General features: G+C 46.5%; 14 protein-coding genes. All 14 read right to left on the bottom strand.

Annotated features, from left to right (window positions below):
* Positions 1-15: 15 nt before the first annotated feature.
* Positions 16-771, bottom strand: a complete 756-nt coding sequence (hisF, locus tag BW716_RS04495) for an imidazole glycerol phosphate synthase subunit HisF (protein WP_083721327.1) — start codon at positions 769-771, stop codon at positions 16-18.
* A gap of 12 nt (positions 772-783) precedes the next feature.
* The gene (gene hisA, locus BW716_RS04490; protein ID WP_083721326.1) at positions 784-1,926 is read right to left on the bottom strand and encodes a 1-(5-phosphoribosyl)-5-[(5-phosphoribosylamino)methylideneamino]imidazole-4-carboxamide isomerase; all 1,143 of its coding nucleotides are present in this window, start codon (positions 1,924-1,926) and stop codon (positions 784-786) included.
* 3 nt (positions 1,927-1,929) lie between these two features.
* A complete protein-coding gene (hisH, locus tag BW716_RS04485; protein WP_083721325.1) occupies positions 1,930-2,526 on the bottom strand; it encodes an imidazole glycerol phosphate synthase subunit HisH in 597 nt (198 codons plus the stop codon).
* A gap of 5 nt (positions 2,527-2,531) precedes the next feature.
* Positions 2,532-3,302 carry a tryptophan synthase subunit alpha gene (trpA, locus tag BW716_RS04480; protein ID WP_083721324.1) on the bottom strand — a complete coding sequence of 257 codons (771 nt, stop codon included), beginning with the start codon at positions 3,300-3,302 and terminating at the stop codon, positions 2,532-2,534.
* A gap of 8 nt (positions 3,303-3,310) precedes the next feature.
* Positions 3,311-4,522, bottom strand: a complete 1,212-nt coding sequence (gene trpB, locus BW716_RS04475; RefSeq protein WP_083721323.1) for a tryptophan synthase subunit beta — start codon at positions 4,520-4,522, stop codon at positions 3,311-3,313.
* Positions 4,523-4,543: 21 nt separating this feature from the next.
* Positions 4,544-5,164: a phosphoribosylanthranilate isomerase gene (locus BW716_RS04470; RefSeq protein ID WP_083721322.1), complete on the bottom strand. Its 621-nt coding sequence runs from the start codon at positions 5,162-5,164 to the stop codon at positions 4,544-4,546.
* Positions 5,165-5,965 carry an indole-3-glycerol phosphate synthase TrpC gene (gene trpC / locus BW716_RS04465; protein ID WP_083721321.1) on the bottom strand — a complete coding sequence of 267 codons (801 nt, stop codon included), beginning with the start codon at positions 5,963-5,965 and terminating at the stop codon, positions 5,165-5,167.
* Positions 5,962-6,957, bottom strand: coding sequence for an anthranilate phosphoribosyltransferase (trpD, locus tag BW716_RS04460; RefSeq protein ID WP_083721320.1), 996 nt, complete (start codon positions 6,955-6,957; stop codon positions 5,962-5,964). Before trpD ends, trpC begins: the two co-directional genes overlap by 4 nt.
* Before the next feature lie 11 nt (positions 6,958-6,968).
* A complete protein-coding gene (locus BW716_RS04455; RefSeq protein ID WP_083721319.1) occupies positions 6,969-7,538 on the bottom strand; it encodes an aminodeoxychorismate/anthranilate synthase component II in 570 nt (189 codons plus the stop codon).
* 1 nt (position 7,539) lies between these two features.
* Positions 7,540-8,946 carry an anthranilate synthase component I family protein gene (locus BW716_RS04450; protein WP_083721318.1) on the bottom strand — a complete coding sequence of 469 codons (1,407 nt, stop codon included), beginning with the start codon at positions 8,944-8,946 and terminating at the stop codon, positions 7,540-7,542.
* A gap of 457 nt (positions 8,947-9,403) precedes the next feature.
* Positions 9,404-10,540, bottom strand: a complete 1,137-nt coding sequence (hisB, locus tag BW716_RS04445; protein ID WP_083721317.1) for a bifunctional histidinol-phosphatase/imidazoleglycerol-phosphate dehydratase HisB — start codon at positions 10,538-10,540, stop codon at positions 9,404-9,406.
* Positions 10,540-11,589 (bottom strand): histidinol-phosphate transaminase, encoded by a 1,050-nt coding sequence (hisC, locus tag BW716_RS04440; RefSeq protein WP_083721316.1) that lies wholly within the window; start codon positions 11,587-11,589, stop codon positions 10,540-10,542. The genes hisB and hisC overlap by 1 nt, the downstream gene beginning before the upstream one ends.
* 14 nt (positions 11,590-11,603) lie before the next feature.
* Positions 11,604-12,878, bottom strand: a complete 1,275-nt coding sequence (hisD, locus tag BW716_RS04435) for a histidinol dehydrogenase (RefSeq protein WP_083721315.1) — start codon at positions 12,876-12,878, stop codon at positions 11,604-11,606.
* Positions 12,879-12,890: 12 nt separating this feature from the next.
* Positions 12,891-13,745 carry an ATP phosphoribosyltransferase gene (hisG, locus tag BW716_RS04430; RefSeq protein WP_083721314.1) on the bottom strand — a complete coding sequence of 285 codons (855 nt, stop codon included), beginning with the start codon at positions 13,743-13,745 and terminating at the stop codon, positions 12,891-12,893.
* Positions 13,746-14,133: the final 388 nt, after the last annotated feature.

The following is a 14,133-nucleotide window of genomic DNA, read 5'->3' as shown; positions in this document are numbered from 1 at the left end:
AAAAGTAGCTATTTATTAGAACCTGATGTTCACACCTTTTTGATAAAGATATGTCTTCAGGGCCGGGATCTCGATTTCCTTATAGTGAAAAATACTTGCCGCCAATGCTGCATCGGCCTGGGCAATTTCGAACACATCCGTAAAGTGCTCCATGGTACCTGCGCCACCGGAGGCAATGATCGGTACATTCAGGTTCTGAGAAAGCTTGCCGGTGATGTCCAATGCAAAACCCTGCTTGGTACCATCGTTGTTCATAGAAGTGAGCAGAATCTCGCCCGCTCCTCTTGACACCGCTTCCTTAGCCCAGTCATAGCATTTTACATCCGTTTTCACACGGCCGCCATTCAGGTATACATACCAATCCCCGTCTTCAAAACGGGTATCGATCGCCAGTACCACACACTGACTGCCAAATTCCCTTGCCAGTTCATCGACCAGCTCAGGACGCCTGAAAGCAGACGTATTTACGGAGATCTTGTCAGCACCATTCTGCAGCAATACACTTACGTCTTCTACAGATGAGATGCCCCCTCCTACTGTAAACGGTATGTTCACATGCCTGGCAATACTTCTCACAAGTTCAGAGAGGGTCTTACGACGCTCGTTGGTAGCAGTGATGTCCAGGAATACCAGTTCATCCGCTCCCTGTTGCGCATACAGGGCACCCAATTCAATCGGATCCCCCGCATCGCGGATATTTTCAAAGTTCACCCCTTTTACTGTGCGGCCATCTTTGATGTCCAGACAAGGTATGATACGTTTTGTCAACATGGCTTGTGTTGTTTACTTCATTAATTGTTTCAACTCTTCCATTGAGATCTTTCCTTCATAGATCGCTTTCCCTACGATCACACCATTGCAACCTGCTTCCTGCAGTGCATAGATATCATCCATATTGCTCACACCACCGCTGGCTACAAAGTCAATGTTGGGAAAACGCTCCAGGATCTTTTTGTACAGTGGGATGGAAGGCCCCTGCAGCAAACCGTCTTTCGCGATATCTGTACAGAAGATGTGATGCACACCTTCTTTGATATTAGATTCCAGGAAATCGTAAATAGTCAGGTCAGTCGTTTCCAGCCAACCGCCTACGGCGATCTTTTCTTCCTTTACATCTGCACCCAGGAAAATCTTGTCTGCACCATACGCTTTCACCCAGCTAAAAAACAGCTCAGGTTCCTTTACAGCGATAGAACCGATAGTAGCCAGTGCTGCACCGTTTTCATACACAATGCGGAGGTCGTCTTCTGTCTTGATACCTCCCCCAAAGTCTACTACCAGGCTGGTATGGCCAGCGATCGCTTCCAGCACTTTCCAGTTGACCACACTCCCCTTCTTAGCCCCATCCAGGTCTACCAGGTGCAGGCGGGTCACGCCAATGCTTTCAAACTCTTTCGCCACTTCCAGCGGATGTTCATTATACACTTTCTTCTGTGCATAATCTCCCTGTGTGAGGCGTACACATTTACCATCTATAATATCGATTGCCGGAATCACGCTGAATTTTTGTGCGGATGCCTGACCAAGTTCAATTTTCATTTTGCGAAATGTATTATTCCCTTTTTTAAAAGGCGCACTGTCGTATACATAGCCTCTCTTTTCATAGAAGCCAAATGCCGAATTGCGGGCATCGCACCACAGTGAAGGAATGCGTTCCCGGCGACAAAAGTCTTCCACATGAGCTAACAATATGCTGCCATAACCTTTTCCCTGACAAGCCGGAGAAATAGCCAGCTTTCGGAAACGGGCACTTGCCCGCTCCAGGAACAAAGAAATGACACCGACTAGTGTAGATTGTTCAAACAATCCAAAGTGCAGGCCATCATCATCACCTTCTACCTTCACGGCATCCAGCGACTGATCAGGATACAACACATCCCTGCGCAGGGTGAGTGTATCGACTGTATTGATTCTTCTTACCTGCATTGTTTATTGGATCTTCAGGAAGTTTTCCAGAATTTGCTGTCCTCCATCTGCTGACTTTTCCGGGTGGAACTGTACCGCATAGAAATTATCTTTCTGCAGGGCACTGCTGTAGTTGATCACATAGTTTGTAGTCGCTACGGTATCCGCGCACAAGGCCGCATAGTAGCTGTGTACAAAATACATGTAACTGTTTTCACCCACATGCTCAAATATAGAGCTGTACAATCCTGTAATATTGTTCCAGCCGATCTGAGGGATCTTCAGCAGGTTATCTACCGGTGACTGGAATTTCTTTACTTCCACATCGAAAATGCCGAGGCAGGGTGTATTATTTTCTTCTGAGTGTTTACACATCAGCTGCATACCCAGGCAAATGCCCAGTGTAGGCTGCTTCAGGTCCTTGATGAGGAGGTCGAGCTTTCTTTCTTTCAGGTAGTTCATGGCGGTGCTCGCCTCTCCTACTCCTGGAAAGATCACCCTGTCTGCAGCACGGATTTCCTCCGGGTTATCTGTTACCACACCTTCCACGCCAATGCGGTCCAGTGCAAATAATACAGAGCGGATATTACCGGCGTTGTACTTGATGATTACCGTTTTCATAAAAACTATTTTACGCTGCTGATAAAGTCTTTGACAGCAGTGTCGATGTTGGTCGCATTTTCTATAGCGCGGATAAAGGCAGTACCTATAATTGCACCATTGCTGTGTGCACAGGCCGCCGCAAAGGTAGCTTTATCTTTGACACCAAACCCGATCAATACAGGGTTCTTTAACTGCAACTTTTCAAGTCTTTCAAAATATGCCTGCTGGTGGCCCATATTCTTGTCTGTACCAGTGGTAGAAGAAGAAGATACAGCGTAAATAAATCCTTTGCTCAGGCTGTCGATCTTACGGATGCGTGCTTCGCTCGTCTCTGGTGTCACCAGGAAGATCAGGTGCAAACCGTAGTGTTCAAAGACCGCTTTATATTCATTTTCGTACTCGTCCATTGGCAGGTCAGGCAGGATCAGACCATCTACCCCTACTTCCGCACATTTCTGGCAGAAAGCTTCAATGCCGTATAGCAATACCGGGTTCAGGTACCCCATGAGGACCACAGGTACATGAATGCTTTTCCTGAAGTCTTTCAATTGCTCCAACAATACACGGAGGCCCATCCCATTTTTAATAGCACGGCTGCTGCTCTCCTGTATCACCGGACCATCGGCCAGTGGATCGGAGAAAGGCATGCCCAGTTCTATCAGGTCTGCACCATGCTGTTGCAGCGCCGTCATCACTGGCAGTGTATCATTCAATTCCGGGAAACCCGCTGTGCAGTATATATTGAGAATGCCATTTTTTTTACCGGCAAATAACTGATCTATACGATTGCTCATAAAATAATTTATTTATTGGGCAGATTACGAATGTATGTTTCCATATCCTTGTCACCACGACCACTCAGACATACGACTACAACGTCTGATGGTTTGAAAGGAATTTCACCCAGTTTCGCCAGTGCGTGACTGGATTCCAGTGCAGGGATAATACCTTCCAGTCTGGTCAGCTCGTAAGCTGCCTGCAGGGCTTCATCATCTGTTGCCGCCAGGAAAGTACCACGGCCGGTCTCATACAAATGTGCATGCAATGGACCGATACCAGGATAGTCCAGACCTGCGGAAATGGAATATGGTTCAGTGATCTGTCCGTCGTCTGTCTGCATCAGCAGTGTTTTCGCTGCATGGATGATACCCAGTTTACCCAGTTGCGTAGTAGCTGCAGAGTGGCCGGAATGAACTCCTTTGCCCGCAGCTTCCACAGCAATGATCTTCACATCCGGTTCGTTCAGGAAGTGGTAATAAGTACCGGCAGCATTGCTACCCCCACCTATACAGGCCACTACATAATTCGGATTCGGATTGCCGGTTTTTTCTTCCAGCTGTTTGCGGATCTCTTCGCTGATCACGGATTGAAAACGGGTCACCATATCAGGATATGGATGAGGACCAGCTGCTGTACCCAGTATGTAATGGGTAGTGACAGGGTTATTGATCCAGTCACGAATAGCTTCGTTACACGCATCTTTCAGCGTTTGACTACCACTGGTTGCAGCTACTACTGTAGCACCCAGCATTTTCATACGTGCTACGTTCGGCGCCTGGCGCTGGATGTCGATGCTACCCATGTAGATCACACATTCCATATTCATCAGGGCACACACTGTAGCTGTCGCTACCCCGTGCTGACCTGCACCGGTTTCAGCGATGATGCGGGTTTTGCCCAGTCGCTTTGCCAGCAGTATCTGACCAATTGTATTGTTTACCTTATGTGCACCTGTATGATTCAGGTCTTCCCTTTTCAGGTAGATCTGTGCACCATATTTTTCAGAGAGGCGCTTTGCAAAATATAAAGGAGAAGGACGGCCTACATAATCCCGCAGCAATTGTTCAAACTCCTGCTGGAAGCTCGGTTCACGCAGAATTTCCAGGTACCTTTTCTGTAACTCATCCACGTTGGGGAAGAGCATCTCTGGCACATAGGCACCGCCAAAGCGGCCGTAGAAGCCTTTTTCATCTACATGATAGGGTAAGCCCAGCGTATTGTCAGCGATCTTCATGCTTGATTATTTTAAATAAGTTTATAAAATCTTTGTGGAGAACTGCTGCACGCTCACCATATCTTTCACTCCCGGTGCAGTCTCAAATTTACTGTTCACATCAGCTGCAAACAATGCCGGGTGTTCAAATGCCAGCAGGTCTTCCAGCTGCTCAGGGCCAATGCCGCCACTGAGGAAGAACGGATGATCGAACGGATAGGTATGCAGCAACTCCCAGTTAAATAATTTACCTGTACCACCGTACGCCTTACCGGCAGCGGTATCGAACAGGAAGTAGTTGGTCACAGGTACATACGCTGCCAGTGTATCCCAGTTCACATCCTCACCAATCCTGAAAGCCCTGATCACAGGAACCAATGCCTGCAATGCTGCACAGTATGCAGGATCTTCGTCGCCATGCAATTGTACCAGGTGCAGTCCATAACTGCCGATGAGCTGTTTTACCTGCTCCAATGGTGCATTTACAAACACACCTACCTTCAGGATCCCCTTCGTTTCCCGCACGGTGCGGGCATCCAGTTTATTCCCTACAAAGCGGGGCGATTTCTCATAAAAGATAAAGCCGGCGTAGTGTACACCCAGTTCGACCAGTTTGTCCAGGTCCTCTTTTCTGGTGATACCGCATACTTTCAGTTGCATCATTTATCCTTTCAGTTTACCGGACAGCTCCGTTACAAAGTTTTCAAATGCCCTTGCAGGATTTTCTGTCTTCATGAAGTGTTCGCCGATGAGGAAACCGTTAAAACCGGCTTTCTTCAGCGTCACAATATTATCCGTGTTGCTGATACCGCTCTCCGCTACCTTACATTTGCCGGCAGGGATCTGTGACGCCAGTTCGCAGCTGCGGTTGAAATCAACCCTGAAAGTAGTGAGGTCACGGTTGTTCACACCTACGTTCTGAATATGATCTGTCACCTTGTCCAGCTGATCACCACTGTGTACTTCCAGCAATACTTCCAGTCCTAAATTGTGTGCAAAGGCGGCTAATCTTGCTACTTCTTCTTTAGTCAGACATTCTGCTATCAGCAAAATAACATCTGCACCGATCGCTTTTGCTTCCAGGATCTGGTATTCATCGATCACAAAATCCTTTCTCAGCACAGGAATATTATTCGCTGCACGCGCCTGTACCAGATCGTCTGAGCTACCACCAAAGAACTGCTCATCTGTCAATACTGACAGGCCAGAAGCCCCATAGCGGGTATAGGCCATGGTCACATCATGTACAGTGGCGGTGCCATTGATCAGCCCCTTTGAAGGAGACTTCCTTTTGAATTCTGCGATGATGCCTGTTTTCTCAGGGTTCAGCAGAAAGCTGGACAATGACAAAGGCTCACGTTTGAAAGTGGATGACTGTTCAAGCTCGGCTACCGGGCGTTGCAGTTTACGAGCGGCCACTTCCACGTGTTTATGTGCGACTATTTCAGTAAGGATATTTTTCATGACTGCAAACTTATCAACTTCTTAAAAGAATTGTGTGCGGCACCGGATTCCAGCGACTCTACAGCTGCCAGGAAACATTCTTCATACGTCGGGTACTTGCCCAGCGTATGCAGGCCCATAGCGGCATTCGCCATGACTACTGCATTTTGTGCCCAGGTACCTTCGCCCTTTAAAATTTTCATAAAGATTTTGGCGGCTTCTTCAATAGAGTTGCCTCCGTAGATATCTTCAGGAAAAACCTTGCGCTTACCCAGCTGCTCAGGGGTCCAGTCACGCTCACCTTTGTTGGTGATGACACGGGTATCCGAGGTCAGCGAGATTTCATCATATCCGTCCAGGCTATGCACGATGGCATATTGCTTGTCCGTCTGCTGAAACAGGTAGTTATACACACGGGCCAGTTCCAGGCTATATACTCCAATCAACTGGTGCTGTGCAAAAGCAGGATTCACCAATGGACCGAGTACGTTGAAGAAGGTGCGCACACCCAGCTGGCGACGTACACCTGCTACATTTTTCAGTGCAGGGTGGAAAAGCGGTGCATGCAGAAAACAAACACCGGATTCTTCCAGTTCCGTACGCAGCTTCGCATCGTCGTTCTTAAATTTATAACCAGCAGTCTCCATCAGGTTAGAGGCGCCGCTGATCGTAGATACACCTACGTTACCATGCTTGGCCACTTTACCACCTGCACCTGCTACGATAAAGCAGGAGAGGGTACTGATGTTAAAAGAATTTTTACCATCGCCACCTGTACCTACGATGTCCAGTACATTGTAGCCATTCAGGTTGACAGGGATGCAGAGTTCCAGCAGGGCATCGCGGAAGCCGAGCAGTTCCTCTACAGTGATGCTGCGCATGAGGTATACGGTCATGAAAGCAGCAAGTTCGCTTTCATTGTACATCCCCTTGGAAATACCGATCAGTATCTCCTTGGCTGCGCTGCGGGTGAATGTTTTATGTTCAAAAAGGTAATTCAGTATCTTTTTCATAATCCCGGGATTTATGCATTTAACCAGTTACGGATGATCTTTTCCCCTTCCGGTGTGAGTACACTTTCAGGGTGAAACTGTACGCCGCTCACATCATATTGCTGATGTTGCAGTGCCATAATATAGCCGTTGTCGTCCTTTGCAGTAACGGTAAGGCTGGATGGCAATGTTTTTTCATCTACTACCCAGGAGTGGTATCTGCCAACTTCGAGTTGGTCGGGGAGGCCGTTGAATAATCTGCCTTCCCTGCTGATGATGTTTACAGGAGTGGCTACGCCGTGGTATACATCTTTCAGGTTGATCAGACTGGCGCCAAAAGCTTCGCCAATGGCCTGCTGGCCAAGGCATACGCCGAATATGGATTTGGTAGCTGCATATTCTTTGATCAGGGGCAGCAGCATACCTGCTTCTTCCGGAATACCAGGACCGGGAGAGAGAATGATCTTATCATAGTCTTTTACTTTCTCTAATGGAATTTCATCATTACGGAATACACTGACTTTGCCGTTGATGATCTTTTCCACCAGGTGTACCAGGTTATATGTAAAAGAGTCGTAGTTATCAAACACAAGAATGTTCATGTCAGATTTTTTGTGCCAACAGAATGGCCTGTTTTAATGCATTCAGTTTATTGTTCACTTCATCTTTTTCCGATTCGGCTACGGACTTTGCAACCACTCCGGCACCTGCCTGATAATACAGGACATTTGATTTGCTCAGGATACTTCGGATCATGATGGCATGGTTAAAGTCACCGTTGAAACCTACGGAACCAATACATCCACCATAAAAACCACGTTGTGTAGGTTCGTATTCGTCAATGATCTGCATAGCCCTGTATTTCGGTGCGCCGGATAGGGTACCTGCAGGGAAAGTAGCTGCCAGCAGGGAGAAAGGATTACCCTTCTGTACCTTGCCGGATACTTCGCTTACCAGGTGGATGACGTGTGAGTAATATTGGATATTGCGGTAAGAGTCTACGACTACATCAGTAGCGAGGCGGCTCAGATCATTACGTGCCAGATCGACCAGCATTACATGTTCTGCATTTTCCTTTGGATCTTCCAGCAGTAATTTTGCCAGTTTACGATCTTCCTCATCATTGCCGGTACGGCGGAAAGTGCCTGCTATCGGGTGAATGGTGGCTTTACCATCTTTGATGATGAGCTGGGCTTCGGGAGAAGAACCCATTAATTTGTAATCGCCGTAATCGAAGAAGAAGAGATAAGGGGAAGGGTTGATGGAGCGGAGTGCGCGGTAGACGTTGAATTCGTCGCCTCTGAAGGATTGGTTGAAAGCCCGGGATAATACTACCTGGAAGACATCTCCTCTGAAGCAGTGTTGTTTACCTTTTTCAACAATTTCCATGTACTGCTCATCGGTCATATTGCTCTGCTCATCTCCTGTAGCTGTGAAGTGGTAGTTCGGTACATCTTTGGAGCGGATCAGTGATTCTATCAGTTCAAAGTCGCTGTCCAGGCCATCTACACTGTTTTCGCAGAGATACAGTTCATCTTTGAAGTGGTTAATGACGATCACGTATTGATAGAAACGATAGCGCATAAGGGGGATGGTGTTCCCGTTTGCTTTATTCTTATTGAATTCTATTGTTTCGAAGAATTGTACGGAGTCGAAAGTACTGTATCCAAATAAGCTGTGAACGACGGGCAGGACTGGTTTGTCAGCGAAAGAGAAGTTGCCGAGGAACTTCTGAAGCTCGTCGAGTACGCTTTGGCGGCTTTTGAGTTGCTTCCTTTCTGGCGGGAGGTTAGGATACTTGAATTCAAAGTCGTTGGTGCTGGTTACTTCGATGCCTGCGATCGGTTTGATACAGATAAAAGAATAGCTGTTTTCACTGGCGCGGTAGTCGGTACTTTCCAGTAGTACGGAGCCAGGGAACCGGTCACGAAGACGCAGGTAGATGCCCACAGGGGTGAATACATCTGCCAGCATTTGCTTTGATCTTGATTTTACTTGAATACTACCCATTTGATTTTGATTAGGTATTAAAACGAAGAAGGCCCGCTGTGTAACAGCGAGCCTTCGAATTATATACGATCACTACGGATCATGGCACTGTAACACATTATCAGGAACTGATATTGTGCCAACGCCAATGATTGTTTGTAATGAATGTGGTCATGATTTGTTTGATTTGCTTTATTTGCGAAACAAATATCTGTCGAATTATTTGAAATTACAAATGTTCTGTCAGATTTTTTTCTGTCTCGCGGATAATTGTCTCGCCGGTGATTTTCCTGTCTCGCGAATGATTTCCTGCCTCCGGCAGGAAATCATTCGCCCGGGAGCGGTTGATGATCCGGCTACCGCCGGATCATCAACCGCGATAATTATATACGGCTTCGATGACTTTAGCCGGATCATCAACCGCGACAATTATATACAGCTTCGATGGCTATAGCCGGATCATCAACCGCGACTATTATTAAAGCAGCCCCTTCGTACTTGGCAATTGCATATTAGATGGATTCCTCTTTACCGCCATCTTAATCGCTTTTGCAAACACCTTGAAGATCGCCTCTATCTTATGATGTTCATTCTCCCCTTCCGCCTTGATATTCAGGTTACTCTTTGACGCATCTGAAAAAGACTTAAAGAAATGGAAGAACATCTCCGTAGGCATCTCTCCTATCTTCTCCCTATTAAACTTAGCATCCCAGACTATCCAGTTCCTTCCTCCAAAATCAATCGCTGCCTGCGCCAGGCAATCATCCATCGGTAAGCAATAACCATAACGCTCTATCCCTCTCTTATCACCTAAACCCTGCGCTACCGCTTCACCCAGTGCAATACCCACATCCTCAATCGTATGATGCTCATCTATGTGCAAATCGCCCTTCGCTTTGATAGTTAGATCAATACTACCATGACGCGCTATCTGATCCAGCATATGATCAAAGAAACCTAAACCAGTTTCGATATCTGCTTTACCAGTACCATCCAGGTTCAGTTCAATATGAATATCAGTTTCTTTAGTAGTACGTGTATGAGATACTTTACGCAATCCTAATTTCAGGAACTCATAGATCTTCTCCCAATCTGTAGACTCCAAAGCAATCACTGATTCCAGCGCCTTCGCATCTGCACTCACTTCCGCACCACCAAGACCAGTACCCTCATTCATCCAGATCGCTTTCGCTCCCAGGTTCTTGGCTAACTGTACATCCGTAATACGATCTCCGATCACAAATGAATTTGCAAGATCATAATCAGCTGTGAAATATTTCGTCAGCATTCCTATACCCGGTTTACGTGTAGGTGCGTTCTCATGAGGGAAGCTGCGATCTATATGATACTCCTTAAAAAATACCCCTTCATTCTCAAACGCACGAACAATAAAGTTTTGCGCCGACCAGAAAGTATCTTCAGGAAAGCTCTCAGTGCCTAATCCATCCTGGTTCGTCACCATCACCAGTTCAAAATCCAGTTCCGCTGCTATACGCGTGAGCCAGGTGAATACCCTGGGATAGAATTCGATTTTGTCAAGTGAATCAATCTGGTAAGTTGGTGGCACCTCTTTGATCAAAGTACCATCGCGATCTATGAAGAGAACTCTTTTCATTATTTGAAATTATTTATAGCATTTACCAATGTCACATTCTCTTCCGGCGTACCTACTGTAATACGCAGGCAGCCTCCACACAATTCTACCTTTGAACGATCACGTACAATGATGCCCTGCTCAACCAGGTTATTGTAAATACCCTTTGCATCTGTGGTCTTCGCCAGCAGGAAGTTCGCATCACTTGGATAGATATACTCTACCTGTGGCAATCCTTCCAGCGCAGCTGCGAGTTTATCTCTTTCTACAACTGCATCTTTGATCCAGTCATTCACCTGACCGATATTGTTCAGTGCTTCTAGTACGAGATCCTGTGCAGACTGGTTAATGTTGTAAGGTGCTTTTACTTTGTTCAGCACATTGATAATATCTTCTCCTGCAAACGCCATCCCTACGCGCAGTGCTGCCAGTCCCCATGCTTTGGAGAGTGTTTGCATCACTACGAGATTTGGATATTCAGTCAGCTCAGAGATAAAAGTTTTCTGACGTGCATAGTTGATATACGCCTCATCTACCACTACAATACCATCAAAATTGTTCAGGATCATTTCGATATCTGAACGGTCAATGGAATTACCTGTAGGGTTGTTTGGAGAACAGATAAAGATCAGTTTTGTATGCTCATCCACTGCTTCCTGCAACGCCGGCATATCTATCTGGAAAGTATCAGGTGTAAGAGATACTTTACGTACGATCACATCATTGATATTCGCACTCACTTCATACATACCATAGGTAGGCGGAAACAGTACTACATTATCAATTCCGGGACGGCAGAAGGAACGATACAATACATCGATCACTTCATCACTCCCATTTCCCAGGAAAATATTCTGTGGGGGTACACCCTTGATCTCCGCCAGTTTGTACTTCACCTTCCACTGCATCGGATCAGGATAACGGTTATAATTCACCGGCAATGGTGAACCATAACTATTTTCATTTGCATCCAGGAAAATGGATGCTTCGCCTTTGAACTCATCTCTCGCTGTAGAATAAGGAACGAGGCGTTTTATGTTGTCGCGTAATAAGCTATTTAAATCGAACATACGATAAGATTAAATTATTTCAGACGGAGGGTCACCGCATTCTTGTGTGCATCCAACCCTTCTGCCGCAGCCATGATTTCGATGGTACTACCTATATTTTGCAAGCCTTCTTTGGTCAGGCGCTGGTAGGTGATCTTCTTGACGAAGCTATCCAGCGATACACCACTGTAAGCAGTGGCATAACCATTCGTAGGCAATGTATGGTTGGTACCCGAAGCATAGTCGCCGGCGCTCTCAGGAGAATAGTTACCCAGGAATACAGAACCGGCATTCACCACCGCATCTGCAATGGAGATATCATCTTTGCAGGCCACGATCAGGTGCTCTGGTGCATATTCATTCAGCAGTGCCATCGCTTCTTCATTGTCACGGACCAGTATGATACGGCTGTTTTCCAATGCTTTTGCAGCGATATCTTTGCGTGGTAATTGCGCCAGCTGCGCAGCTACCTGTTCCTGTACAGGTTTGATAATATCAGCAGTGGTGGTCACCAGCAATACCTGGCTATCAGGGCCGTGTTCTGCCTGTGACAACAGATCGGCCGCTACGAAAGCAGGTACACAGGTTTCATCTGCCAGTACTGCTACTTCCGAAGGTCCAGCCGGCATATCGATGGCTACACCATCTTTGTTGATGAGCTGTTTTGCACAGGTTACATATTGATTGCCCGGACCAAAGATCTTGTGTACACGGGGAATGCTTTCTGTACCATATGCCATGGCAGCAATCGCCTGCACACCGCCTATCTTATATACGCGGTCCAATCCAATCTGCTCTGCTGTGTACAGCACTGCAGGGTGTACTTCACCTTTTGCATTGGAAGGAGTGCAGAGAATAATTTCCTTACATCCTGCTATCATCGCCGGAATACCGAGCATAAGGATGGTAGAAAACAGCGGTGCAGAACCACCCGGAATATATAATCCTACTTTCTCTATTGCCACCGGTTTGCGCCAGCATTGTACCCCAGGCATGGTTTCGATCACCTTGCCGGATTCCTGCTGTGCTTTGTGGAAAACCTCTATATTTTGTTTAGCCTGTAAGATGGCTTTTTTCAATGCGGGATCGAGGGTAGCAGCTGCCTGTGCAAACTCCGCAGGTGTGACTGCGAGTGCATCCAGCTGTACCTTATCAAATTGCTGCGCATACTTGCGAACGGCTGCATCTCCATTCTGGCGTACATCCGCGAGGATGTTGCCGACACTGGTTTCCAGTGCAGTGTTGTCAAATACCGGGCGACGCAGCAGCTCCGGCCATTGTGAACGTTCTGGATATTCGAATACCAACATATGACAGCGATATTAAATGATCATCTTTTCAATTGGAACTACCAGTATACCCTGTGCACCTGCTTCTTTCAGGCTTTCAATGATATCCCAGAATTCATTTTCATTCAGCACTGAGTGTACGGAACTCCAACCTTCTTCTGCCAGTGGCAATACGGTGGGACTCTTCATACCTGGCAACAGGGCGATGATTTCTTTCAGTTTATCATTTGGTGCATTCAGCAAAATGTACTTGGTGTTCTTCGCTTTCTTCACTGCCTGGATGCGGAATTGCAGCTTGCGGAGAATAGCTTGCTGCTCCGGAGTGAGACTACCGTTAGAGATCAGTACTGCCTCAGATTTCAGGATCACTTCTACTTCTTTCAGACCGTTCATAAACAGGGTGGAACCACTGCTTACCAGGTCACAGATAGCGTCTGCCAGACCAATGCCGGGAGCGATTTCCACGGAACCACTGATTTCATGAATATCTGCAGTCAGGCCATGTTCCTGCAGGAACTTTTCGAGGATCACCGGGTAGCTGGTCGCGATGCGCAGCTTGTCCATGTCTTTTACGCCATTGTATTCCACTGATTTGGAAACAGCGAGGGAGAGGCGGCATTTGCCAAAACCCAGTTTCTCAACTGTTGTTACAGGGCGGTTCTTTTCCAGTACCACATTTTCACCAACGATGCCCAGGTCTGCTACGCCATCTTCCACGTATTGCGGAATATCATCATCGCGCAGGAAGAATACTTCCAGCGGGAAGTTACTGGCTTCTGTTTTCAGCTTATTAACACCATTATTGATGTCGATACCGCATTCTTTCAACAGCTTAATGGAATCGTCGTGTAAACGTCCTGATTTCTGAATGGCAATTCTCAGTTTCATGTTCTTGTTAATGTTCCGTGAAAACAAAAAAGGGGCTTACCGTTTGGTAAGCCCCTGATGATGTTCTAATATCTTGATAGTACATATAGTCATCCCAGCCTACCTGCGTGGTAAGAAATGATGGTGATGATGTGTATGTACGTTTGCGTTCATGTTTGAATTTATAACGGGGCAAAGTTAGGAAGTATTTTTTAAAATAAAATTAAAATTTTAAGGCTGTTATTGAATCATTTCAAAGATAAGGTCAAAGATAAGGCAACCATATGGGTAACCCGACCTTTTCCCGTACATAAGCTATACCTAAGCCGCCCATAAGCCGTACATAACCCGCCTCTATATAGATGCGGGTTATGTACGGCTTATGGGCGGGATATAGGCGGCTTATAGG

It is taken from the genome of [Flexibacter] sp. ATCC 35208 (assembly GCF_001975825.1).
Lineage (GTDB): Bacteria > Bacteroidota > Bacteroidia > Chitinophagales > Chitinophagaceae > Chitinophaga.
The sequence above is the reverse complement of the archived record's forward strand: the minus strand, read 5'-3'. Positions and strand labels throughout refer to the sequence as shown.